We start from the raw sequence: 23,750 nt of genomic DNA on the forward strand, positions 1-23,750 counted from the left end.
CGGCCCGATCCTGAGAGCGCTCTCAGACTCCCCGTTCCACCCCACTGGAATCCACCTCCTAAGGAGGAAGAGCGTGCCTGCCCTACGGAAGGTACTGACCTGCCTGGCCGCGACCGTGGTCTTCGCGACGGGGTTCACGGCCGCCGGCCCCGCGCCCGCCGCTACCGCCGCCCCAGCTGAAAGGCAGGCACCGTCGGCCGAAGCCGCGGTTCCCGCGACCATCCCGCTCACCATCAAGAACAGTTCCGCGCGCGGCGATCAGGTCTACATCTACAACATCGGTACGCAGCTCTCGACGGGCCGGCAGGGCTGGGCCGACGCGAACGGTACGTTCCACCCCTGGCCCGCCGGGGGCAATCCGCCCACCCCGGCTCCGGACGCGTCGATCGCCGGGCCGGCCAACGGGCAGTCGTTGACGATCCGGATGCCGCAGTTCTCCGGCCGCGTCTACTTCTCGTACGGCCAGAAGCTCGTCTTCAAGCTGACCACGGGCGGCCTCGTGCAGCCCGCCGTACAGAACCCGTCCGACCCGAACCGGAACATCCTCTTCAACTGGACCGAGTACACGCTCAACGGCAGCGGCCTCTGGATCAACAGCACCCAGGTGGACATGTTCTCGGCGCCGTACGCCGTGGGCGTCAAGCTCCCGAACGGTACGACGAAGAACACCGGCCACCTGAAGGCGGGCGGCTACAACGGCTTCTTCAGCTCTCTTAGGGAACAGTCGGGCGGCTGGGCCAACCTCATCCAGACGCGCTCCGACGGCACCGTTCTGCGCGCTCTCGCACCCGGTCACGGCATCGGCGCGGGCACGCTGCCGGCTTCCGTCATGGACAACTACATCAATCGCGTGTGGAGCAAGTACGCATCCTCCACCCTGACGGTGACTCCGTTCACGGACCAGCCGAACACCAAGTACTTCGGCCGGGTCTCGGGGAACGTCATGAACTTCACCAATGCTTCGGGCGCGGTCGTCACCTCTTTCCAGAAGCCGGACGCCGACAGCGTCTTCGGCTGCTACAAGCTCCTGGACGCGCCGAACGACGCCGTACGCGGCCCGATCTCACGCACACTGTGCGCGGGATACAACCGCTCCACCCTTCTGACCAACCCCAACCAGCCCGACACCAATGCGGCCGGTTTCTACCAGGACTCGGTGACCAACCACTACGCCCGGAAGATCCACGCACAGATGGCGGACGGCAAGGCGTACGCATTCGCCTTCGACGATGTCGGCAATCACGAGTCGCTGGTGACCGACAGCAACCCGCAGGAAGCGTTCATCACCCTCGATCCGTTCAACTAGGCGGCGTCCCCACGGGTCAGCCTCCCGCTGTCCCCCGGTCCGGCGGCCGGGGGACAAGCGGCAGGTCGTTCCGCGGAACGAGCACGACAGATGCGTTCGGCCCGGCCGTCACGCGTGCTGGAACGCGCCGAACACCGCCATGCGTGGTGATCTCCACGGGGCGCGGCGTACCGGGGTCGTTCTCGGTCCAGTCCCGGGCCCGTCTCCACCGTGACGCCCGGTCGGCGCAGATTGCGGGCGTAGACCTCCAGGCGGTCGCACGCCTTCACGCGGGTGCTGGCGACGTCCTCGATCCGGACGGGACCCGACGCGCAGGGGGCGATGGCCTCGAGGGTGGGCCTCGTGTCGGAGATGTCGTGCATGCTGACGGTGAGTCCCGAGAGCGCCGGGGCCGTACAGGGCGAGTACCTCCATGAGCCGCAGGTAGCCCTGGAGTGCTCCGTGGCCGAGCCCCGGCACCGTGACGGCGCGGCCCGCGTCGTACGCCGCGGGCCGGGCGCCTGCCGTACGGAGCGCTCACGGCCCACGGCGGAGGTCGCGAATGTCCTGGGCCGCGCCGGTGACACGGCCCCGTGGCGCCCCGTACGGCGCGCACGGGCGTGGTTCAGCGGATCACCGGATCGGGCGGTGCACATTCTCCCGTGGTGATGGGCCCGGTGCCGCGTCCGCGATCCAGGGCCCTTCGCCGCTCGGGTCGACGATGCCCTCCTCCAGCCAGGCGTACGTACCCGACAGAACGCCGTCCACGACCCTGTGGTCCAGGTCGTCCGTGTTGGACCACAATCGCGTGAAAAGCTCCTCGACGCGGATCCGGGCCTGTTTGCAGAACGCGTCGGCCAGTTGGTACGCCTCGCGGCCGTGGTCACCGTTCATGCGCAGCATCTCGGCCCGTACACACGCGGCGCTCATCGCGAACAGCTCCGCACCGATGTCCACGATCCGGCCGAGGAAGCCCTGCTTGGTCTCCATGCGACCCTGCCAGCGCGACATGGCGTAGAAGGTGGAACGGGCGAGTTTGCGGGCGGTGCGCTCGACGTAGCGCAGGTGCGACGACAGATCCGGGTGCCCGGACGGGTGGAACGCGGCGTACGAACCGGGCAGTTGCCCCGGTCCAGCCACCAGTTTCGGCAGCCAGCGAGCGTAGAACTTCCCCGCCTGCGCCCCCGCCCTGGCCTTGTCCTGGAGGGATTTGTCGGGATCGATGATGTCGCCTGCCACCGCGAGGTGGGCATCGACGGCCTCACGCGCGATCAGCAGATGCATGATCTCCGTGGAACCCTCGAAGATCCGGTTGATGCGCAGATCGCGGAGCATCTGCTCGGCCGGCACGGCGCGTTCGCCGCGGGCTGCCAGCGAGTCCGCCGTCTCGAAGCCCCGGCCGCCGCGGATCTGAACCAGTTCGTCCGCCATCAGCCAGGCCATCTCTGAGCCGTACAGCTTGGCGAGGGCGGCCTCGATCCTGATGTCGTTGCGGTCCTCGTCGGCCATCTGGGAGGAGAGGTCGACGACCGCCTCCAGCGCGAACGTGGTGGCGGCGATGAACGAGATCTTCGATGTCACGGCCTCGTGGCGGGCGACCGGTTTTCCCCACTGCTCGCGCGCGGAGGACCACTCGCGGGCGATTTTCAGACACCACTTGCCGGCGCCCACGCACATCGCGGGCAAGGAGAGGCGCCCGGTGTTGAGCGTGGTGAGCGCGATCTTGAGGCCGGATCCCTCGGGACCGATACGGTTCGCGGCGGGGACGCGGACCTGGTGGAAGCGGGTGACGCCGTTCTCCAGCCCGCGCAGCCCCATGAAGGCGTTGCGGTGCTCGACCGTGATGCCCGGGGAGTCGGCCTCGACGACGAACGCGGTGATGCCGCCCTTACGGCCCTCCTCCTTGGGAACGCGGGCCATCACGACGAGCAGATCGGCCACGACACCGTTGGTCGTCCACAGCTTCACACCGTCGAGGACATACGTGTCGCCGTCGGGAACGGCGGTCGTCGCCAGCCGGGCGGGGTCGGAGCCCACGTCGGGTTCGGTGAGCAGGAACGCCGAGATGTCGGTACGGGCCAGGCGCGGCAGGAAGAGGTCCTTCTGCTCCTGGGTACCGAAAATCTTGAGGGGCTGCGGTACGCCGATCGACTGATGGGCGGAGAGCAGTGCGCCGACGGCGGGGCTGGCGGAGCCGACGAGCACCAGGGCCTTGTTGTAGTACACCTGGGTGAGGCCGAGGCCTCCGTACTTGACGTCGATCTTCATGCCGAGCGCGCCCAGTTCCTTGAGGCCGTTGATGACCTCGTCGGGGATCCTGGCATCGCGCTCGATCAGCGCGCCGTCGATGCCCGTCTCGCAGAACGTGCGCAGCCTCGCGAGGAACTCCTCGCCGCGCCTGACGTCCTCGGGGGCCGGGACCGGGTGCGGATGGATGAGGTCGAGGCGGAAGCGGCCGAGGAACATCTCCTTCGCGAAGCTGGGCTTGCGCCAGCCCTGCTCGCGGGCGGCTTCGGCGACCTGCCGCGCCTCACGCTCGGAGACCTTGGGCTTTCCGTGCGGTTCCTGCGATGCCTGAGTTTTCTGTGACTTCTGGGGTTCCTGTGGCGTAGAAGCTGCTGAGGGTGCGGATGGGGCGGACATGAGGAACTCACCTCGCCGCGGAGTCGGGGCCAATGGCGATGCCGGGCAGTGCGGGCCGGTACGGGGCGATGTGGGGCGGTGCCGACGTACCGGCGACAGTGTCGATAGAGCGACTGCTGCCCATATCGATACTTGCTACTCGTCCGTATCTACCCGATTCCCGCCACCCGCACCAGTCGTGGAGCAAGCGGTGCGGCCCCGGACACAGTGCGCCGCCCTCATCGCCGCTCCATCGCCGCCCCGTCCTGGCTCGTCCCGTCCTGGCTCGTCCCGTCCGCGAAGTCTTGCCCGGACGTGAACGCACGGCGGCGGCCGAAGCCCCGTGTACCCGCCCGGGCTCCGGCCTCCGCCGTAGAAGGGTGTACGCGCCTCGCGGAGCCCCGTGCGCGCAGTACGGGGCCCGTGAGACCGCGTACTGCGCGCACGGGGCGTCCAGGCGGGCCTACAGGTCCAGGCCCGTGAGGACGAGGACGCGCTCGTACGTGTAGTCGTCCATCGCGTACCGCACACCCTCGCGGCCGACACCGGACTGCTTGGCACCGCCGTACGGCATCTGGTCGGCGCGGTACGACGGGACGTCACCGACGACCACGCCGCCGACCTCCAGGGCACGGTGGGCGCGGAACGCAGCCTTCAGGTCGTTGGTGAACACGCCGGCCTGAAGGCCGTACTTCGAGTCGTTCACGCGCTCGAACGCCTCCGTTTCGCTCTCGACGCGACGGAGGGTGAGAACGGGGCCGAAGACCTCCTCGCAGGCGAGGGTGGTGCCCTCGGGGACCTCGGCCAGGACGGTGGGCGCGTAGCTCGCACCGTCGCGCTTGCCGCCGGTGAGGAGGTGCGCGCCCGCCCGTACCGCCTCGTCGACCCATGACTCGACACGCTTGGCGGCGTCCTCGCTGACGAGGGGGCCCACGTCGGTCGCGTCGTCCTCGGGGTTGCCGGTGACCTGGGCCTCGACGGCGGCGACGATGCGGGGGACGAGGCGCTCGTACACCGTGGCGTCCGCGATCACACGCTGGACGGAGATGCAGGACTGGCCGCCCTGGTAGTTCGAGAACGTGGCGATCCGCGCCGCGGCCCAGTCGAGGTCCTGGTCGCTCGCGTAGTCGGCGAGAACGACGGCCGCGCCGTTGCCGCCGAGTTCGAGGGTGCAGTGTTTGCGCGGCACGGAGTCCATGATCGCGTAGCCGACCTTGTCGGAACCGGTGAAGGAGATCACCGGCAGCCGCTCGTCCCGCACAAGGGCGGGCATCCGGTCGTTGGGCACGGGCAGGACGGACCAGGCACCGGCCGGGAGCTCGGTCTCCGCGAGCAGTTCGCCGAGGAGGAGGCCGGAGAGCGGCGTCGCGGGGGCGGGCTTGAGGACGATCGGGGCGCCGGCGGCGACGGCCGGGGCGATTTTGTGCGCGCAGAGGTTGAGCGGAAAATTGAACGGCGCGATACCGAGGACGGCACCACGGGGGAAGCGGCGGGTCAGGGCGAGGCGGCCGGTACCGCCCGCGTCGGTGTCGAGCCGCTGGGCGTCCCCGGCGTTGAAGCGGCGTGCCTCCTCAGCGGCGAACCGGAAAACGGACACGGCGCGGCCGACCTCGCCCCGGGCCCACTTCAGGGGCTTGCCGTTCTCGGCGGAGATCAGCCGGGCGATCTCCTCCGTGCGCTCGACAAGACGGCGTGACACATGGTCGAGGGCGGCGGCCCGGACATGCGCGGGCGTCGCGGCGAACTCGTCGACCACAGCGTGTGCGGCGGCGACGGCCTCCTCGACCTGCGCGTCGGTCGGTACGGAGACGGTTCCCACGAGGCGGCCGTCCCAAGGGGAGGTGACGTCGAGGGTGTCCTCACCGGTGGCCTGGCGGCCGGCGAGCCAGAAAGCGTGGGTGGAAGTCATTGCGAGTCCGGGCCCTTCCGAAGAGACGGCGTGTACGTCCCACGGTAGGGGTGCGGAGGCATGCGGCGGATTGTCCGTGGTGGAGTGGTGCGCACCAGGCTGTGCTACGCAATGTCATACGTCGGTCGAGGAGAGACAGAAGGCGGCGTAACGGAGCGCCGTTCCTCTGTCAGCGAGATGAGTGCGGCAACGGTCGACGGGAGTGGGGCAACGGTTGAGGGGAGTACGGCGGTGGTGCCGAAGGTTGCCGCTCGTCCCTGGCATCGGACCGGGACCGTACTCCGCCCCCTCGCGCCGTCACGCCCCCGCAGGCCTACTCGCTTCCTCGCCGGTTGCCCACTCGCCCCGCCATCACCCCCTTGCCTCCTCGCCCGCGCTCGCGATCCCCGCTACTCCCGCTGATCCCGGGGCTCCGGAGCCCCGGTGGCCGGCGGCGTCGGCGGCCCCGGAGCGGCTGTCGTTTTCAGCGCCAGCCAGAGCTCCATCCGTACGTCCGGGTCGTCCAGGGAGCGGCCCAGGATCTCCTCCACCCGGCGCATGCGGTAGCGGAGCGTATGGCGGTGCACACCCAGATCTGCCGCCGCCGCGTCCCACTGACCGTGGCGGGACAGCCAGGCGCGCAGCGACGCCACCAGATCGCCGCGCCCCTTCGCGTCGTGGTCGCGCAGCGCCCGCAGCATCCCCTCGGCGAAGGCGCGTACCGCGTCGTCGGCCAGCAGGGGCAGGATCGAGCCCGCCGCCAGTTCCTCGTGCTCGACGAGTGCTCTGCCGCGCCGCCGGGCCACCGACAGCGCCTGCTCGGCCTGTTTGTACGCCCCGGCCGTCGCGATCGGCCCCGTCGGCGCGGAGAGGCCGATGACGACGCCGGCCTCCTCCGCCTCCAGCAGCGCGTACCGCGCCATGGAGGCGACCACCGCCCCGGCGTCGGGGGACACCACCGCGAGGCGGTCCTCGCCGTCCGGGACCAGGAGCACTGCCTCGCCCCCTCGCGAGGCCACCGCCTCGATGGCGTCCGTCAGTGCCTGGATCGGATGATCGGTCTCGGTGGCCCCGTGCGGGGCGGCGGCGACGCCCCCCGCGCCCGCCGCGGATTCAGCGATCAACAGCCGGAAGGGCGCGTCGAGCAGTCCCCCGTACAGCTCGCCCGCCACCGTTCGCGCGTGGTCCGGTTGCCCGGAGAGCAGCATGCGGAGCACCGCGGCGCCGAGCCGCTGTTCGGCCGCTTGGAGGGCGCGCGAACGCTCCGTTGTCAGGGTCAGCAGCGCGACCGCCGAGTGCACCGCGTACCGCTCCGCGGTGCCCAGCGCCGCCCCCGTACCGACCGCAAGGGCGCCGCGGACGCGCCTGCCCGTGCCGAGCGACTGGAGTTCGACGCGGTCTTCCGCGTCGCCGGCGGCGTCGCCCGCGTCCGCCCCGCCGACCACCGCGCTCGCGGGTGCGGGGCGCTCGCGCAGCCGCTCGACCTCGGCCGTCAGCCGGGCGGCCCGCCGCGCCGCCCATTCGGGCGCGGCGGCGACGACGGCTCCGGACGCGTCGTACAGCGCCGCCCAGCCGTCCACATGCGCCGCGAGCCGCTCCAGCAGCGCGGCTGGGCCCTCGGAGAGCGCCGCGCGGGTCAGTTCACGCTGGACCTCGAAGCCTGCGGTGACGGCGCGGTACTGGTCGGCCGCGAGCGCCGCCGAGACCGCCTTGCTGATGGCGAGGAACGGGGTACGCCGCGGCACGGCCAGCAGCGGCAGCCCCACCTCGCGCGCCGCCCCGACGAGAGCCTCGGGGACGTCCTCGTAGTTCACGCCGACGGCGAAGCCGAGCCCGGCCACCCCGGCGTCCGCGAGCCGCCGTACGTACTGCAGCATCGCACCGGGGTCCGCGGCATCCAGCGTCGTCGCCGTGATGAGGAGCAGTTCGCCGCCCTCCATGTACGGCACGGGGTCGGCCAGCTCGCTGGCGTGCACCCAGCGGACCGGCGTACTCAGCCTGTCCTCCCCCGCGCGCACGGTGAGATGGAGCGCCGAGTGCTGGACAAGTGAGGCGAGGGTGGGCGGCATGGTGGAACCGTAGGGCCTTCGTCAGCGGACGGGCAGGGCGACGGACACGAGCCCATCAGGAGTGTGACGTGAGCGTCGGCCCCAAGGACGTGAGCATCGAGCCCAAGGAGGGGCTCCTTGTCATTTTGCCGTCTTGTACCAACGGCTGACTTCAATTCTGCCAGCCTGTACGAAGTGCAGGCATCCTGATGGCAATAGTTAGCCTCGCCCCGCCCGCCCCCTGTGCTCAGCTCCGGAGGTCGACCAGGAGGGGCGGCGCATGCTCGCCACTCACTGTCCGCAGGGAGAGGACAGCGTGGCCCGCCGGCACCGAGTGCGCCAGTTCGGAAGCCGACCATCGCTCACGCTCGACCTTCCTTACGGTCACAGCGTCCGTGGTCACCGCCTTGCCGGTGACCAGCTTGCGGAAGGCATGGATGGCCCGGGTCAGCGGCTGGTCCGCGAAGACGGTGCGCTGGGTGACGTCGCGGGTCTCCACCCACTCGGTACCCCATGCCTCCGCGAAGCGCTTACCGTCCCAGGTGGTGATGCCGGAAAAGGCCATCCGGCAGCCGACGGCACCGAGCAGTGCGGTGTGCAGAGCCTCGGGCACGTCGTCGAGAGTGCGCAGCGTGAGCAACGCGCCCGCGTTGACCGAACGGAGGCGCTGCACGCCGCGGAGGGTCTCGGGAGTGAGAGTGCGGGTGGCGTCGTCCAGGACGAGACAGGCGAAGAGCGACCGGTCGGCGCGGGTCGCGGCGTTCGCCGTGAACTGGGCGAGGACGATCCTGGCCAGCATCCGCGACGCCTCGGCGTGCCCCCGCTCCGGCAGGTCGATGCGGACACGCAGGGGGTGCTCCAGAGTGCGCAGGGAGTACGGCCGAGTCTTCCCACTGGTGTCGAAGAACCCGGCGAAAGCGGGGCGGTCGAGCAGGGCGACCCGGTCGGCGAGCGCCCGACCCGGGTCTCCGGACGCTCCGGACTGCCGCTCGCGGGTGTCGAGCTCGCGGCGCATGGCGGTATGCCCTCCGGCGTCGAGGGCTTCCCGCAGCGCGGCGAGCGCGGCAGGCTCGCCGTCGAGCAGCTCGCGCAGCTCCGGTACGGCGGGAAGCCGGCCGTGCGCGGAGCGGAAGGGCCCCAGGAGCTGCGCGAGGGCCGTGGAGGCCCGGCGGCTGTCCGTGTCCGCCAGATCGCCCACGAGGCCCTCGGCGAGGACGACAGCAGCCTCGTCCGGGTCGCTGGTGCCGCCGTAGAGGTCAAGGTCGTACACCGAATCGGGGTCGCCGAGCCGGACGACGACGTCGTAGGCGCTGTCCGGCCCGAGCTGTGTGCCGGTGGCGCAGACGGCGATCACGGCGGCCTGCCCGGCGAGCGCCTGAAGGGACAGCGATTCGATGACGGGGCGCACCAGGGCGTGGGTCTTTCCGGCGCCGGGCGGGCCCACGGCGAGCAGTGAGGTGCCCAGCAGAGCCGGATCCAGCGCGAGTCCCGTTCCCCTGCGCGGGTACGGGTTGCGCTCGCCGTCGTGGACGGTACCGAGTCTGACCTGCCGTACGAGCAGATCGTGCCGGGCCGCGCGAACGGGCAGGTCGCGCTCGCCCGAGGGATGGACGCAGGCGCCCGCACCGTCGCCCCGTACGGCCTCGGCGAACGCCGTCAGCCGCGACGGGTCGGCCCGTACGGAGTGCCACGCGCGGCGGATCCGGGCGTAGTCGACGTCGTTCATCCGCCCGCCCCGTACCTCGGACGCGAGGCGAACGGCTATGTCCCCCTGCCCCGCGGTGCGCAGCTCGGGCCACTCGGCGAGATCGTCCTCGGGCTCCGGGGACGGCAGGGCGTCCTCCCGGGGAGCCGCGCCGGGGACCCGGCCGAACACGCGCCGCGCCAGTTCGGGCCAGCGGCCGAGGCGGCCGAAAACGAAGGCCATCGCACCGCCGATCACCACCACGATGTAGGTCTGTGCGGCGGTCTCACCGGTCTGCGTTCCGGGCCAGGAGTCAGGTGTGACCAAGAGGAGAGGCCAGAGCCAGAAGCCTCCGAGATAGCCGTTCGACACCAAGGACCAGAGCAGCAGACCCGCCAGAAACGAGATCAGCGCCCCGCTCACGAGTTGCCGCAGCGGCGTCATTTCCGGTTCCTCCGCGGGCCGGGCCCGGTGGCCGTATGCCCAGGTTCCCGGTGCGTCGGCGACGCGCGGGACGCGCAGCCACTCCGCCAGGGTCGGACCGGAGCGCGGCGCGTGCCCCGGCGCGGGGGGCGGGGCGGATTCGAGCGGCGCTGAGGACGGCATGGGCGGCGGCCCCGCCGGCCGCGGTAGGGGGGTGGCATGTGTGCCCCGTGCGTCGTGCGTGCCGTCGCTGTCCATGTGAACTCCTGCCCCCTGCGCGGTCCGCCCTGTTGTACCCGCTCAATGTATTGCCACCGCAGGACATCGGGTGGGTGGCCCACCGCCACCGACCCGTCCACGGGGCGCCGTTGTCCGTGCTCTCCGCCCTGGGCAGCGCCCCGTGCGGTGCGGAACTTCCGCCCTGGGGCGGCGCCCCGTACGGCGCGGAACCAGGCCACTATGTCCGCCACGGACAACGACACACCCCCCACCACTCCCGATCGGAGCATGCCCGCTTCCCTCTCCCGCCCCTAGCCTGCGGAGAAAGACCCGGAATACCCCCAGGAGCCCCGCATGACCGCCATTCCGCAGGAGCGCCTCGTCGTCACCGACATCCCCGGACCCAAGTCGCGGGAACTGCAGACCCGCCGCAGCGCCGCGGTCGCCGCGGGTGTCGGGTCCGTACTGCCCGTCTTCGCCGCGCGCGCCGGTGGCGGCATCGTCGAGGATGTGGACGGCAACCGGCTGATCGACTTCGGTTCCGGTATCGCCGTGACCTCGGTCGGCGCCAGCGCCGAGGCCGTCGTACGCCGCGCCACCGCGCAGCTCGCGGACTTCACCCACACCTGTTTCATGGTCACGCCGTACGAGGGGTACGTGGCGGTCTGCGAGCAGCTCGCCGAGCTGACGCCGGGCGACCACGCCAAGAAGTCGGCCCTCTTCAACTCGGGCGCCGAGGCGGTGGAGAACGCGGTCAAGATCGCACGCGCGTACACCAAGCGCCAGGCGGTCGTCGTGTTCGACCACGGCTATCACGGCCGTACCAACCTCACCATGGCTCTGACCGCCAAGAACATGCCGTACAAGAACGGCTTCGGCCCCTTCGCACCGGAGATCTACCGGGTACCGGTCGCTTACGGCTACCGCTGGCCGACCGGCCCCGAGCACTGCGGCGAGGAGGCGTCCGCCCAGGCCATCGACCAGATCAGTAAGCAGATCGGCGCCGAGAACGTCGCGGCAATCATCATCGAGCCCGTCCTCGGCGAGGGCGGCTTCATCGAGCCGGCGGAGGGCTTCCTGCCCGCCCTGGAGCGATTCGCCCGCGAGAACGGCATCGTGTTCGTGGCGGACGAGATCCAGTCGGGCTTCTGCCGCACCGGCCAGTGGTTCGCGTGCGAGGACGAGGGCGTCGTCCCCGATCTGATCACCACCGCGAAGGGGATCGCGGGCGGCCTGCCGCTCGCCGCCGTCACCGGCCGCGCCGAGATCATGGACGCCGCGCACGCGGGCGGCCTCGGTGGGACGTACGGGGGGAACCCGGTGGCCTGCGCCGCCGCGCTCGGATCCATCGAGACGATGAAGGAGCTGGACCTCAACGCGAAGGCACGCCGCATCGAGGCGGTCATGAAGGGCCGCCTCGCCACGCTGCGGGAGAAGTACGACCTCATCGGCGACGTCCGCGGGCGTGGCGCAATGATCGCGATCGAGTTGGTGAAGGACCTCGACACCAAGGAGCCGGACCCGCAGTCGACAGCGGCGCTCGCCAAGGCGTGCCACGCGGAAGGGCTGCTGGTCCTCACCTGTGGCACGTACGGCAACGTTCTGCGCTTCCTGCCTCCCCTGGTGATCGGCGAGGAACTACTGAACGAGGGTCTGGACATCATCGAGCGGGCGCTCGCCGCTCTCTGAGCCCTCAGGCGCCCGAAAGCGCCGGGCCCTTCCTGACACGCCTCCGGGCGCGTCTTCGGGCGGGACTTCAGGGTCTCCCTGCTGCGTCACATCGCCCACCATCTGACCACTACGTGGCCTCATGTCCCGCCATGTCGCATCACGGAGCACCGGCGACGTCGCGTTCTGTTGCCATCACTCACGCGGCGCGACCGGGTCCACCACACCGGTCGGGGCCTGTGAAGAAGGTGTGCGGGGCCCATGGCGGGATGGGGTTCCGGCTGTCGGAGCCCTGGACCCTGACGTACGGTTTTGCCAGATGAGAGAAACACCCCGCTCACAGGGGACTGCACAGCGAACTGTGGGCGACACCAATGCGGGGCATCCCCAGCGTCGCTTTGGTCGTGCCTTCGCGCACACCACTGGAGCTTCTGGCTCTGGATCTCCTCACCGATCGGATGGCCGCCCGCCCCAAACCCCCCGGGGCGTGCGGTACACCGGTCCTGACGGCCGCCCCGGAACAACCCCCCCTGTTCCCGGGCGGCCGCCTCTTTTCTCCGGCCGCGCACTCGTGACGTTCGTTCTCTGCGCCGTCCTCTTCGCGCTCTTCACATGGCAGACAGCCGCCGACGGGCCGTTGCGCACCGCCGACGAGCGGCTCGGTCTCGCGCTCGCGGGCGAAGGGCCGGAGCCTCTGACGCAGTTCCTCTCCGACCTCGGCGGCATGCCGGTCGCTCTGCCCGTTCTGGCCCTCGCGCTCGGTGAGGCGTTCCGGCGGGGGCAGCGGGCAAGGCCACTGGCGGCAGTCGTCGCGATGGCGGCCGTCCCTGCCCTGGTCGTACCGCTCAAGATGTGGATCGACCGGCCAGGCCCACTCACGGACGCAACCGGCTACTACCCGTCCGGGCACACGGCGACGGCGATGGTCGCGTACGGCGGCGCCGCGCTGCTCCTCGCGCCGTACGCCGGGCGGCGCAGGATGTTGCCCGTCGCCGCGCTGCTCACCCTCGCGACGGGCGTGGGCCTCGTACTGCGCGGCTATCACTGGCCCGTGGACGTCCTCGGGAGCCTGGCGCTGTGCGGCATGCTGCTTCTCCTCGTGGAGGCGGTCGTCCGCAGGTTCCGCCTGCACGAGTACGCATACGCACATCGCGAGTACACATCCACAGCTGCACGCGAACGTGACGGCGAAGGCGATCCCGGATGCGACACCGACGAAGGCCCTGTCGCGCCCCGCTCCGAACGTCGCGCGGCGCCGGAGCCTCGGGGCGATCGTGATGGCGCCGTCGAGCGCGAAGGTCCTGGTTGAGTGTGAAGGTCCCGGCTGAGGCGGTGAGGGCCGCTCGGGCCGGGCACACACCCTTCAGCAGTCGGCGCCGCCCTCACACCCGAGGCCGTCCTCGTACCCGTCGCCCTCCTCCCATCCGCCCCGTCCGCGCACCATCGCTGCCGCCGCCTCGTGCATGGCCAGTTCCAGCAGCGCCGCGTCCGTGAGGGTCCCCGCACCGTCCGGCGGGATCAGCCAACGCACCCCGCCACTCGCCCGGCCCGGGTACGGGACGACGATCCAGGTGCCCCGTCCCGCGCCCCGTACCCCTGTGCCGATCCAGCGCGCGACCGTCCCGGGCGGTACGAAGAAGCCCATCCGGCCGTCACCGAAGTCGGCGAGCACCGGGCCAGGGCGGTCGACGAGCCTGGTCAGCACGTCGAGCGTCGGGTAGCCGAGGTCGCCCGGCAGGATCAGTACGTCCCAGCGCCTGCCGGCCGGAAGGAGAGCCACCCCGTGCGGGCTGCGCTCCCATTCCCACCGACAGGCGTCGGGATCCGGTGCCACTGATGCCAGCCAGTCCGCCGCGCTCTTTGCAGCCGAGCCAGTCATCCGCCTGGCCTCCCATCCGTGTTGTTGGACAGTCTGTCCACAAGAGGGACGGCGGTGGGCCCGATGGATTACGCGGGTTCGGTTCACCAGCTTCCGGTGATCCGACTCACAGGTTCCGGCACGGGGAGGAGGCACGCGTGTCCCTGCCCTGACCTGCCGCACCGTACGGCGCCCCGTGTCCGTACGCCCCGAACCGCCTGCCGGGCCGGGGCCCCGGTCCACCCCGCCCCGAACCCGGCCCGCCCCCACCCACCCCGCCCCGCGTCTCCGGATCAGCTGTCGAAGCCCAGCCCGAAGCGGTCCATCGTCCGCAGCCAGATGTTGCGCCGGCCGTCGTGAGCGTCCGCGCGCGCCAGTGACCACCGGGTCAGGCCGATTCCGGCCCAGGCGACCGGCTCGGGCGGGAACGGCAGGGGTTTGTCGCGGACCATGGCCAGTTCGGTGCGCTCCGTCCGCTCCCCCGCGAGGAGGTCGAGCATCACGTCACCGCCGAATCGGCTCGCGCCGACCCCCAGGCCGGTGTAGCCCGCGGCGTACGCCACCCGGCCGCTGTACGCCGTACCGAAGAATGCCGAGAACCGCGAGCATGTGTCGATCGCCCCACCCCACGCGTGGCTGAAACGTACGCCCTCCAACTGCGGAAAACAGCGGAAGAAGTGGGCGGCCAGTTTGAGGTAGGTCTCCGGACGGTGCTCGTTCTCCGCCCCGAGTCTGCCGCCGTACGGGTAGATCGCGTCGTAACCGCCCCACAGGACACGGTGGTCGGCGGTGATCCTGAAGTAGTGGAACTGATTCGCGCTGTCCGCCAGCCCCTGCCGGTTCCGCCAGCCGACCGAGCCCCGTTGCCGCGCCGTCAGCGGCTCCGTCATCAACGCGTAGTCGTAGACCGGAACGGTGTACGGGCGTGCCCGTCTGACCAATGACGGGAAGACGTTGGTGCCGAGCGCGACGCGCCGGGCGAAGACCCGTCCGTACGGAGTTCGCACGGCCATTCCCGCACCGTACCGGGCCAGTGCGAGGCCGCGGGTGTTCTCGTAGATGCGTACGCCCAGCGCGGTGCAGGCGCGTTTGAGCCCCCAGGCGAGCCGTGCCGGGTCCAGCATGGCGGCGCCGTGCCGGTCCCACAGGCCGCCCAGGAAGGTGGGCGAGTCGACCTCGGCGCGCACCGCGTCCCGGTCGAGGAGTTCGAGCCCTCCGCCGCCGAGCCGCGTCCGCTCTTCGTACAGCTCACGGAGTGCGGCGAGCTGGTACGGCTCCGTGGCGACGTCGATCTCGCCGGTTCGCTCGAAGGCACAGTCGATGGCGTAGCGCGCGACGGCCGCCTCGATGGCGTCGAGGTTGTCCCCGCCCAATTCCTCCAGCTTCCGCAGTTCACCGGGCCAGCGGCTGAGCCCGTTGGCGAAACCGTGTGTGAGGGAGGCTGAACAGAAGCCGCCGTTGCGGCCCGAGGCGGCCCAGCCCACCTCGTGGCCCTCGATCAGGACGACGTCACGGTCCGGGGCCCGCTCCTTGGCCAGGAGGGCGGTCCACAGGCCGCTGTAGCCGCCGCCGACGACCAGGAGGTCGCACAGCTCGTCGCCGGCGAGGGCGGGGCGCGCGGCGGGCCGGTCCGGGGCGTCCAGCCAGTACGGTACGGGGCGCGCCCCGGCGAGGGACGCCGCGGCGGCAGAGCGCACGGCTCCGGAACTGACGGCCATGTGTGCCAACTCCTTCGAATCGATCGAACTGCTCGAACTAACTCGAACGGCGCCGGGCGCGGACTGCCCCGCAGTCGGCCCGGCTCCGGAGCGGCTCAGGCCGTCGAGGCGGTCTTCTTCCGTCGGTTGCCGACCACCTGGCCGATGACCACCACCAGTACGGCAATGATGAACATCGCCGTGCCGATGACATTGATCTGCACCGGTGTGCCGCGTTGCGCGGAGCCCCAGACGAACATCGGGAAGGTCACCGTCGAACCGGCGTTGAAGTTGGTGATGATGAAGTCGTCGAAGGAAAGCGCGAAGGCGAGCAGTGCTCCCGCCGCGATACCCGGCGCGGCGATCGGCAGGGTCACCCGTACGAAGGTCTGCACGGGCCCGGCGTAGAGATCGCGCGCTGCTTCTTCGAGGCGCGGGTCCATCGACATGACGCGTGCCTTGACGGCCGTCACGACAAAGCTGAGGCAGAACATGATGTGAGCGATCAAGATCGTCCAGAATCCGAGTTGCGCACCCAGGTTGAGGAAGAGCGTCAGCAGGGAGGCCGCCATCACCACTTCGGGCATCGCCATCGGCAGAAAGATCAGGGAGTTGATCGCCCCCCGCGCCCGGAAGCGGTAGCGGACGAGAGCGAAGGCGATCATGGTGCCGAGGACAGTGGCACCGAGCGTCGCCCAGGCGGCGATCCGCAGTGACAGCGACAGCGAGCCGCACAGGTCGGCGACGCCGCACGGATCCTTCCACGCGTCCAAAGAGAATCGCTGCCACGCGTAGTTGAAGCGGCCGTTCGGCTTGTTGAAGGAGAAGACCATCACGACGACATTGGGGACGACCATGTAGCCGAGCGTCAGCACACCCGCGATGACGACAAGATTGCGCCGTACCCAGCGCGTCATAGCCGTGACGACATCCCTCGGGGCACCACCCATCGGCGCCACGGGCTCCGGCGGCGCCGAAGGCCCCGTACGCCGCATACGCCCCGTACACCGCGCAGGGTCCGTCGCCCCCGCGGGCCCAGTTGCCCCCGTCGAACCCGTCGAGCCGGTCGCCTCCGGGGCCCTCACACCCTTCGAACTCTTCGGACTCATCAGACCAGGTCCTCCGTCCCGGCTCGGCGGATGTAGAAAGTGACCATCAGCAGGACGACCGCCATGAGGATGAACGAGAGCGCGGCGGCCGTCGGGTAGTCGAGGACGCGCAGGAACTGCGTCTGGATGACGCTGCCGACCATCTTGGTGTCGGTCGAACCGAGCAGCTCCGCGTTGACGTAGTCCCCACTGGCGGGGATGAAGGTGAGCAGCGTGCCGGAGACGACACCAGGCATGGAGAGCGGGAACGTGACCGTCCGGAAGGTCGTCAGCGGCCTGGCGTACAGATCCCCGGCGGCCTCGTGCAGCCGGCCGTCGATGCGTTCCAGCGACGTGTACAGCGGCAGGATCATGAAGGGAAGGAAGTTGTACGTCAGACCACAGACCACTGCCATGGGCGTTGCCAGGACGCGGTTGCCCTCGGTCCAGCCCAGCCAACTGGTCACGTCGAGGACGTGCAAGGTGTCCAGTACGCCGACAACAGCGCCGCCGTCGGCCAGGATCGTCTTCCAGGCGAGCGTACGGATCAGGAAGCTGGTGAAGAACGGCGCGACGACCAGGACCAGCAGCAGATTGCGCCAGCGGCCCGCTCTGAAGGCGATGAGGTACGCAAGGGGGTACCCGAGCAGCAGACACAGGAGCGTGGCGGTGCCTGCGTACAACAGTGAGCGGACGAACTGCGGGGAGTACTCGCGAAGCGCGTCCCAGTACGTCGGAAAGTGCCACGTGACCTGGAATCCCTCCTCCAAGGATCCGGTCTGCACAGAAGTCGACGCCTGGTAGACCATCGGCAGCGCGAAGAAGACCAGCAGCCAGAGAATGCCGGGCAGGAGCAGCCAGTACGGAACGAGGCGCCGACGTATGGAGGACTTGCCCACAATGGGTCCCGCCTCCCCGGCGGACGGCGGGACGGGCGCGCCGGGCGGGACAGCCGTGGCGGTCATGCGCTTGCCCCTCCGGGAGCGCGCGTCTCGGCACCTGGGCGCGCGGCGCCCCCGTCGAGGGCCGTGCTGGCGCCGTCGAGGGCTCCGCTGACGCCGTCGATAGCCATGCTGACGCCGTCCAGGGCCGTGCTGACGCCGTCGTCGCCCGTTGCTCCGGCCAGGGGCGACTGCGCGGCGTCCAGGCCGAAGGTGTGCGCCGGGTTCCAGTGCAGAACGACGTCGGCGCCGGGGGCGAGCCGGCTGTCGCGTTCGATGTTCTGCGCGTACACCTCCAGCTCGGGGCAGGCGGCGCTGTCGACCACGTACTGCGTGGAGACGCCGATGAAGCTCGAGTCGGCGATCCGGCCGGATACGCGGTTGCGTCCTTCGGGGATCGAGTCGGCGTCGTCCGCGTGGGTCAGGGAGATCTTCTCGGGGCGTACGCCGACCAGCAGCCTGCCGCCCCGCGTGGCCGGCGCGGAGCACCGGCTGCGCGGGAGCACGAGCGTGGCGCCGCCCGCCGTAACCGCCATCTCGTCGCCCCGTACGGCGCAGATCTCGGCCTCTATGAGGTTGGACGTTCCGAGGAAATTGGCAACGAAGGTGGTCTGCGGGTTCTCGTAGAGGTCGGCGGGGCTGCCTAGTTGTTCGACCCTCCCCGCGTTCATCACCGCGACGGTGTCGGCCATCGTCATGGCCTCCTCCTGGTCGTGGGTGACATGGATGAAAGTGATGCCGACCTCGGTCTGGATGCGTTTGAGCTCCCACTGCATCTGGCGGCGCAGCTTGAGGTCGAGCGCGCCGAGCGGCTCGTCGAGAAGGAGGACCCGCGGATGATTGATCAGCGCGCGGGCCACCGCGACGCGCTGTTGCTGTCCGCCGGAGAGCTGGTGCGGTTTGCGTTTGGCGTGATCGCCGAGCTGGACGAGGTCGAGCATGTCGCCGACCTGCTTGCGTACGGACCTGATGCCGCGGCGGCGCAGCCCGAAGGCGACGTTCTCGTAGATGTCGAGGTGCGGGAAGAGCGCGTAACTCTGGAACACGGTGTTGACGGGGCGCTTGTACGGAGGGAGCCCCGTAACGTCCGTGTCGCCCAGGAAGACCGTCCCGGAGGTGGGTTCCTCCAGGCCGGCAATCATCCGCAGGGTGGTGGTCTTGCCGCAGCCCGACGCGCCGAGAAGGGCGAAGAAGGAGCCCTGCGGCACGGTGAGGTCGAGCGGCCGTACGGCCCGGAAGGAGCCGTACGTCTTGCTGATCCCGGTCAGGCGGACGTCGCCGCCGCCCCGGCTGGTGGATGCGGTCTCTGTCATGGGTCACGGTCCCGGGGATGAGAGAGGTGGACGGACGGGGCGTACTGCGCGGAGCTCAACGGGGCGTAAGGAGCCACGCGGGCAAGGATGTACGAGGCGGGGCGTAGGGCCTGCCGTTCGGATCAGGCCCTGCCCCAGCACCCCACTCCCCCAGCACTCCAATGCACTTCACTCCGCGGCGTACGGTGCGGCCTGTACAGCCCTAGGCGCCGATGAGTTTGGCGAACTTCTGCTCGTACGCCGTCTCTTCCTTCGCGCTGAGAGAACGGAAGGCGTGCGAGGCGGCGGCCATCGCCGGGTCCGGGAGGATCAGGGTGTTGTCCGCCATCGATTTGTCGATTCTGGAAAGCTCGGCGCGCACTCCGTCGACCGGGCAGACGTAATTGATGTACGCGGCGAGCCGGGCTGCGATCGGAGGCCGGTAGTAGTGGTCGATGAGTTGCTCGGCGTTGGCCTTGTGCCGCGCTTCGGCCGGGACGAGCAGGTTGTCGCTGGACAGCATGTAGCCAGCCCGCGGGATGGCGAATTTGATGTCCGGGTTGTCGTTCTGGAGCTGGACGATGTCCCCCGCCCAGGCGACGCACGCCGCGATGTCGCCCTTGTCGAGGTCCGCGGTGTAGTCGTTGCCGGTGAAGCGGCGTATCTGCCTCCGGTCGACGGCCTTCTGAATCCGGGCGAGGGCGGCGTCGAAGTCGTCGTCGGTGAAGGCCGCGGGGTCCTTGCCGAGGTCCAGAAGGGTCATCCCGACGGTGTCGCGCATCTCGGAGAGGAAGGCCACACGCCCCTTGAGCTTCGGGTCGTCCAGGAGCTGGGAGACCGAGTCGACGGTGCGCCCGCCGGTCGCCCTGGCGTTGTAGGCGATGACGGTCGGGATCCCGGTCCAGGGGTACGTATAGGCACGGCCCGGGTCCCAGTCGGGCGAACGGAACGGTTCCGAGAGGTTCGCGAACGCGTGCGGCAGGTGGGACGGGTCGAGTTTCTGCGCCCAGCCGAGCCTGATGATGCGGGCGGCCAGCCAGTCGGTGACGCAGATGAGGTCGCGCCCGGTGTCCTGGCCGGCCGCGAGCTGCGGCTGGATCTTGCCGAAGAACTCGACGTTGTCGTTGATGTCAGCGGTGTACTTGACCGTGATACCGGTGCGCTTCGTGAACGCCTCAAGCGTCGGATAGTGCTTCTCGTCGTCGCTGACATCCATGTACTCGGTCCAGTTGGAGAAGACGACGCGCTTCTCCTCTGCCGAGCGGTCGGTGGAGGCGGGCCCCGCGCCTTCCCGCTTCGCGGGAGGGATACCGCAACCACCCAGTCCGGCGAGCCCGCCGAGCGCGAGGCCACCGGCCCCGGTGGCCCGCAGCATCGAGCGGCGGGTGAGGACGCCCCTCCCGCTGGTCATGGTGCGACGTATCGCGGCCCACTGTGCCGCGGACGGGCGGCCGGGCTCGTACGGCTCCGTCTGCTCCACCTGATCCATGCACTGTGCCCTTCGGCTGATGGTTCGACGGCTTCTGCTGCGTATAAGGGGGGCCACACGGCCCAGCGCTCACCGCCCCGTACGGGGCGCCAGGAAAGCGGCGCTACCGGTCGCCGAAGACGGTGCGGTGCCAGTCCTTCCTGACCACCGCAGTGTTGTCGTACATCACATGCTTGAGCTGCGTGTACTCGTCGAAGGAGTACGCGGACATGTCCTTGCCGAACCCGCTGGCCTTGTAGCCGCCGTGGGGCATCTCGCTGATGATCGGGATGTGGTCGTTGACCCACACACAGCCGGCCCTGATCTCACGCACCGCGCGGCCGGTGCGGTAGACGTCTCGGCTCCACGCGGAGGCCGCAAGACCGTACGGCGTGTCGTTGGCGAGCCGGATGCCTTCGCCGTCGGAGTCGAAGGGAAGCACGACGAGGACGGGTCCGAAGACCTCGGACTGCACGATCTCGCTGTTCTGCGCGGCGTCGGTGACAAGTGTGGGGCGGTAGTAGGCGCCGTTCTTCCAGTCGCCTCCCGGCGACTCCCCGCCGGTGACGACGCGGGCGTAGCCGCGGGCCCGGTCGACGAAGCCCGCGACGCGGTCGCGGTGGGCGTGGGAGATGAGCGGTCCAAGGTCGGTCGCCTCGTCGAACGGGTCACCGAGCCGGACGCTCGCCATGAGGTCGGCGACTCCGCTGACGAAGGCGTCGTACAGCGGGCGTTGGACGTACGCACGGGTGGCGGCCGTACAGTCCTGCCCGGCGTTGATGAGCGACGCGGCGACGGCGCCGTGGACGGCGGCCTCCAGGTCCGCGTCGTCGAAGACGAGAAAGGGCGCCTTGCCGCCGAGTTCCAGGTGGAGGCGCTTGACGGGTACGGCGGCGGTGGCGATCCCTGCGACGCGCCGCCCGACGGCGGTGGAGCCGGTGAACGACGTCATGGCGACATCCGGGTGGCCGACAAGGCGTTCGCCCGCGTCGGGGCCGGCACCGGTGACGATGTTGATCACGCCGTCGGGCAGTCCGGCCTCCTGGGCGGCGCGCGCGAACATCAGTGAGGTGAAGGGGGTGAGTTCGGCGGGCTTCAGGACGACCGTATTCCCCGCCGCGACGGCGGGGAGAATCTTCCAGGCGGCCATCTGGAGCGGGTAGTTCCATGGTGCGACGGAGCCGACGACACCGATCGGCTCGCGGCGTACGGAGGAGGTGTGGCCGCCGCTGTATTCACCGGCCGAGGCGCCGTCGAGGCGGCGTGCGGCGCCCGCGAAGAAGGCGGTGTTGTCGACGGTCCCGGGGACGTCGAACTCGGTGGAGAGCTTGATCGGCTTGCCGCACTGGAGTGATTCGGCGTACGCGAGGTCGTCGGCCTGGGCGGCGAGGACGTCCGCCAGGCGGTGGAGGGCGTCGGAGCGCTCACCGGGTGTGGTGCCGGCCCAGTCTGGGAAGGCGTCCCGCGCGGCGGCTACGGCGGCATCCACGTCCGCCGGGCCGGCCAGTTCGTACGTGTACACGTCCTCGCCGGTCGCCGGGTCCACGACGGCGTGCGTACGTCCCGAGGTACCCGGCCACGACCGCCCGCCGATGAACTGCGCGCCGTCCGCGAAACGGTCCCGCACCTGGAAGCGGTTGCCCATGACGCTCTCCGATGTCCCGGCCGACGGGGCGCCGACCCTTGTACGAACTGTTGTCCCGGCTTGATGTGAGTGCAGATCCTGACAGAGCGAATCCATCTCAACAAGGGATTCCGTTGTTTCCTTTTGGTTACGCGACGGAATCGGTCGGCTGTGCACCGTATCCGAACCTGCGCCGTATGAATTCCGGTTCCGTGCGGCGCACACTGCCGGTTGCTGTGCGAGCCGGCCGACGGGCCTTGTCAGTGGCGGCTGGCAGACTCACGGGCATGGGGATGAAATCGGGGAGTTCCGTACGCACCGCAGCCGAGTTGGCCGAGTGGATCCAGGGCGGCGAGACTGTCAAGTATCTGCACTTCTGGGGGCACACCCCACGGCGTGACGGCGCGCTCGGTCCGAGCTGTCTGAGCCAGTGGTGGCCCTCTCCGTTCACGGTCGACGGGGTCGAGTACGCGACGGCCGAGCACTGGATGATGGCGAACAAGGCCCGGCTCTTCGGGGACGAGGAGGCCGAGCGCGCGGCTCTGTGCGCCACGAATCCGGCACTCGCCAAGAAGGCGGGGCGGCTGGTGCGCGAGTTCGACCAGACCGTCTGGGAGCGCGAGCGGTACGGAATCGTGGTGGCGGGCAGTGTCCACAAATTCGGGCGTGACGCGGCGCTGCGCACCTATCTGCTGACCACGGGCGAGCGGGTTCTCGTCGAGGCCAGCCCGATGGACCGGATCTGGGGCATCGGGCTCGCCTCGGACGACGAACGGGCGGCGCACCCGGCGCGCTGGCGCGGGCTCAATCTGCTGGGGTTCGCACTCATGGAGGCGCGCGACCGGCTCCGCGCGGACCGGCGGTAACGGCCGGAGCGCGCGCCGTACGGGGCGCTTCCCGCCTTGAGTAAACCTCAGGCCCCGGCCCAGGTCCGAGGTCCGGGCCGGAACTCGGGGCGGTGGGAGGAACCCCCAGATCCATCAGAACCCGCAGGCCATCGGGACGGGCAGCAGGTCTGACAGAACCGGTACTTCGGCCCCGTAGCCCCGTCGCTAGTCCCATAGCCCCATAGCCCTGTAGACCCGTGGGCCTGTCGGGACCGACAGGTCTAACGGTGGGACGCGGCGCCGACGACGAGTGAGGTGGCGAACGGATCCTCCGTGTTGTCGGAAAGCTCCTCGCCCTTCACAAGCGCCCAGATCAGGAAGCCGAGGAACGCGGCGCTGATCAAGGTGCCGATCGCACCGAGGATGATGCCCGCCAAGGCCATCCCCGCGTTGTTCGCCTCGCCCCGCTGGGCCCGTCCACGGCCCACGAAGCCGAAGATCAGGGCCAGCACGCCGAGGACGATGCCGAGACCCCAGAAGCAGAAGGTCACAACGGCGAGGATCCCGAGCACGAGCGCCGTGATCCCCATGCCGTTCGACGATCCCTGCTGCCAGCCGGTCTGGCCGTAACCGGGATACGCGCCGCTGGGGTAGCCGGGATAGCCGTACCCGGCACCCGCTCCCGCCCCCGCGCCGGCCCCGTACGAGGCGCCCGGCTCCTGGGCCCCGGGGTAGCCGTACGGCCCCGGGGTGGGCCTGGCAGGTCCTCCGGGAGCGGTCGGCGGCGGCGGTACGGCGCCCTCACCGGCACCCGGTCCTACGCCCGCGCCGGGTCCGGCGTTCCCGCCGGAGGCCGGGCCGGCGGCCGGCATCCCGGTGACCGTCGGCTGATCGTGCACGGATCTGGCGGACGGTGGCGCCTGCGAGCCCTGTGGGGTGTGCGACTGCCCGGACGACGCCTTGTCCAGCGGTCCCCCGCGCTCCGGCGGCGCCCAGGGATCGCTCGGCTCGTAGCCACCCGACGGCTGCTCGCTCTTGTCTGACATGGGCCTCCCCCACTCGTAATTCCGTCATGCTACGGCCTCCGTACCGCGCGGAACCGGCCCGGCCTACGATGA

General features: G+C 70.2%; 15 protein-coding genes and 2 pseudogenes. 4 read left to right on the top strand and 13 right to left on the bottom strand.

The features are described from left to right. Positions 1-73 precede the first annotated feature (73 nt). A complete protein-coding gene (locus ACFXKG_RS27360; RefSeq protein ID WP_384844414.1) occupies positions 74-1,306 on the top strand; it encodes a glycoside hydrolase family 64 protein in 1,233 nt (410 codons plus the stop codon). 100 nt (positions 1,307-1,406) lie between these two features. Here the strand turns inward: ACFXKG_RS27360 and ACFXKG_RS27365 are convergent. The 5 genes and pseudogenes from ACFXKG_RS27365 to ACFXKG_RS27385 all read right to left on the bottom strand — a co-directional run. Beyond that, positions 1,407-1,795, bottom strand: a pseudogene (locus ACFXKG_RS27365) (3-phosphoshikimate 1-carboxyvinyltransferase); the annotation flags it as partial. A gap of 123 nt (positions 1,796-1,918) precedes the next feature. Then, complete coding sequence (locus ACFXKG_RS27370; RefSeq protein WP_384844417.1) at positions 1,919-3,928, bottom strand: acyl-CoA dehydrogenase family protein; 2,010 nt, start codon at positions 3,926-3,928, stop codon at positions 1,919-1,921. Positions 3,929-4,370: 442 nt separating this feature from the next. Next, positions 4,371-5,816, bottom strand: coding sequence for an aldehyde dehydrogenase family protein (locus ACFXKG_RS27375; RefSeq protein ID WP_384844420.1), 1,446 nt, complete (start codon positions 5,814-5,816; stop codon positions 4,371-4,373). A gap of 389 nt (positions 5,817-6,205) precedes the next feature. Further along, positions 6,206-7,864 carry a PucR family transcriptional regulator gene (locus ACFXKG_RS27380; RefSeq protein ID WP_384844423.1) on the bottom strand — a complete coding sequence of 553 codons (1,659 nt, stop codon included), beginning with the start codon at positions 7,862-7,864 and terminating at the stop codon, positions 6,206-6,208. Between the two features lie 226 nt (positions 7,865-8,090). Further along, positions 8,091-10,208, bottom strand: a complete 2,118-nt coding sequence (locus ACFXKG_RS27385) for an ATP-binding protein (protein WP_384844426.1) — start codon at positions 10,206-10,208, stop codon at positions 8,091-8,093. Positions 10,209-10,523: 315 nt separating this feature from the next. Here ACFXKG_RS27385 and gabT point away from each other — a divergent pair, with 315 nt between their 5' ends. After that, positions 10,524-11,858 (top strand): 4-aminobutyrate--2-oxoglutarate transaminase, encoded by a 1,335-nt coding sequence (gene gabT, locus ACFXKG_RS27390; protein WP_384844429.1) that lies wholly within the window; start codon positions 10,524-10,526, stop codon positions 11,856-11,858. A 298-nt stretch (positions 11,859-12,156) separates the two neighbouring features. Next, positions 12,157-12,948: pseudogene (locus ACFXKG_RS27395) on the top strand (phosphatase PAP2 family protein); the annotation flags it as partial. A 252-nt stretch (positions 12,949-13,200) separates the two neighbouring features. On the opposite strand, the gene ACFXKG_RS27400 reads toward ACFXKG_RS27395, so the two are convergent. The 7 genes from ACFXKG_RS27400 to ACFXKG_RS27430 form a co-directional block, all read right to left on the bottom strand. Beyond that, positions 13,201-13,716, bottom strand: a complete 516-nt coding sequence (locus ACFXKG_RS27400; RefSeq protein WP_384844432.1) for a hypothetical protein — start codon at positions 13,714-13,716, stop codon at positions 13,201-13,203. A gap of 272 nt (positions 13,717-13,988) precedes the next feature. After that, entirely contained in the window at positions 13,989-15,413 is a 1,425-nt protein-coding gene (locus ACFXKG_RS27405) for an NAD(P)/FAD-dependent oxidoreductase (protein WP_384844435.1), read from the bottom strand. 95 nt (positions 15,414-15,508) lie between these two features. Beyond that, positions 15,509-16,342 (bottom strand): ABC transporter permease, encoded by an 834-nt coding sequence (locus ACFXKG_RS27410; protein WP_384844438.1) that lies wholly within the window; start codon positions 16,340-16,342, stop codon positions 15,509-15,511. 158 nt (positions 16,343-16,500) lie between these two features. Continuing rightward, positions 16,501-17,445, bottom strand: a complete 945-nt coding sequence (locus ACFXKG_RS27415; RefSeq protein WP_384844441.1) for an ABC transporter permease — start codon at positions 17,443-17,445, stop codon at positions 16,501-16,503. Beyond that, complete coding sequence (locus tag ACFXKG_RS27420) at positions 17,442-18,734, bottom strand: ABC transporter ATP-binding protein (RefSeq protein WP_384844443.1); 1,293 nt, start codon at positions 18,732-18,734, stop codon at positions 17,442-17,444. Before ACFXKG_RS27420 ends, ACFXKG_RS27415 begins: the two co-directional genes overlap by 4 nt. 202 nt (positions 18,735-18,936) lie before the next feature. Further along, positions 18,937-20,202, bottom strand: coding sequence for a PotD/PotF family extracellular solute-binding protein (locus ACFXKG_RS27425; RefSeq protein WP_384844446.1), 1,266 nt, complete (start codon positions 20,200-20,202; stop codon positions 18,937-18,939). A 103-nt stretch (positions 20,203-20,305) separates the two neighbouring features. Beyond that, positions 20,306-21,826 carry a gamma-aminobutyraldehyde dehydrogenase gene (locus tag ACFXKG_RS27430; protein WP_384844449.1) on the bottom strand — a complete coding sequence of 507 codons (1,521 nt, stop codon included), beginning with the start codon at positions 21,824-21,826 and terminating at the stop codon, positions 20,306-20,308. 272 nt (positions 21,827-22,098) lie between these two features. Here ACFXKG_RS27430 and ACFXKG_RS27435 point away from each other — a divergent pair, with 272 nt between their 5' ends. Then, positions 22,099-22,671, top strand: coding sequence for an NADAR family protein (locus tag ACFXKG_RS27435; RefSeq protein ID WP_384844591.1), 573 nt, complete (start codon positions 22,099-22,101; stop codon positions 22,669-22,671). Positions 22,672-22,913: 242 nt separating this feature from the next. Here the strand turns inward: ACFXKG_RS27435 and ACFXKG_RS27440 are convergent, their stop codons facing one another. Then, entirely contained in the window at positions 22,914-23,678 is a 765-nt protein-coding gene (locus tag ACFXKG_RS27440) for a DUF4190 domain-containing protein (RefSeq protein WP_384844452.1), read from the bottom strand. Positions 23,679-23,750 lie beyond the last annotated feature (72 nt).

The organism is Streptomyces sp. NPDC059255 (assembly GCF_042752355.1).
Classification (GTDB): domain Bacteria; phylum Actinomycetota; class Actinomycetes; order Streptomycetales; family Streptomycetaceae; genus Streptomyces.

What these genes read in the sequence shown, in the direction of transcription:
- ACFXKG_RS27405 (WP_384844435.1), bottom strand. Translation starts at nt 15,413, where the DNA reads ATGGCCGTCAGTTCCGGAGCCGTGCGCTCTGCCGCCGCGGCGTCCCTC.
- ACFXKG_RS27425 (WP_384844446.1), bottom strand. Translation starts at nt 20,202, where the DNA reads ATGGATCAGGTGGAGCAGACGGAGCCGTACGAGCCCGGCCGCCCGTCC.
- ACFXKG_RS27380 (WP_384844423.1), bottom strand. Translation starts at nt 7,864, where the DNA reads ATGCCGCCCACCCTCGCCTCACTTGTCCAGCACTCGGCGCTCCATCTC.
- ACFXKG_RS27400 (WP_384844432.1), bottom strand. Translation starts at nt 13,716, where the DNA reads ATGACTGGCTCGGCTGCAAAGAGCGCGGCGGACTGGCTGGCATCAGTG.
- ACFXKG_RS27370 (WP_384844417.1), bottom strand. Translation starts at nt 3,928, where the DNA reads ATGTCCGCCCCATCCGCACCCTCAGCAGCTTCTACGCCACAGGAACCC.
- ACFXKG_RS27415 (WP_384844441.1), bottom strand. Translation starts at nt 17,445, where the DNA reads ATGACCGCCACGGCTGTCCCGCCCGGCGCGCCCGTCCCGCCGTCCGCC.
- ACFXKG_RS27440 (WP_384844452.1), bottom strand. Translation starts at nt 23,678, where the DNA reads ATGTCAGACAAGAGCGAGCAGCCGTCGGGTGGCTACGAGCCGAGCGAT.
- ACFXKG_RS27435 (WP_384844591.1), top strand. Translation starts at nt 22,099, where the DNA reads ATGAAATCGGGGAGTTCCGTACGCACCGCAGCCGAGTTGGCCGAGTGG.
- ACFXKG_RS27385 (WP_384844426.1), bottom strand. Translation starts at nt 10,208, where the DNA reads ATGGACAGCGACGGCACGCACGACGCACGGGGCACACATGCCACCCCC.
- ACFXKG_RS27430 (WP_384844449.1), bottom strand. Translation starts at nt 21,826, where the DNA reads ATGGGCAACCGCTTCCAGGTGCGGGACCGTTTCGCGGACGGCGCGCAG.
- ACFXKG_RS27375 (WP_384844420.1), bottom strand. Translation starts at nt 5,816, where the DNA reads ATGACTTCCACCCACGCTTTCTGGCTCGCCGGCCGCCAGGCCACCGGT.
- ACFXKG_RS27420 (WP_384844443.1), bottom strand. Translation starts at nt 18,734, where the DNA reads ATGACAGAGACCGCATCCACCAGCCGGGGCGGCGGCGACGTCCGCCTG.
- gabT (WP_384844429.1), top strand. Translation starts at nt 10,524, where the DNA reads ATGACCGCCATTCCGCAGGAGCGCCTCGTCGTCACCGACATCCCCGGA.
- ACFXKG_RS27410 (WP_384844438.1), bottom strand. Translation starts at nt 16,342, where the DNA reads ATGGGTGGTGCCCCGAGGGATGTCGTCACGGCTATGACGCGCTGGGTA.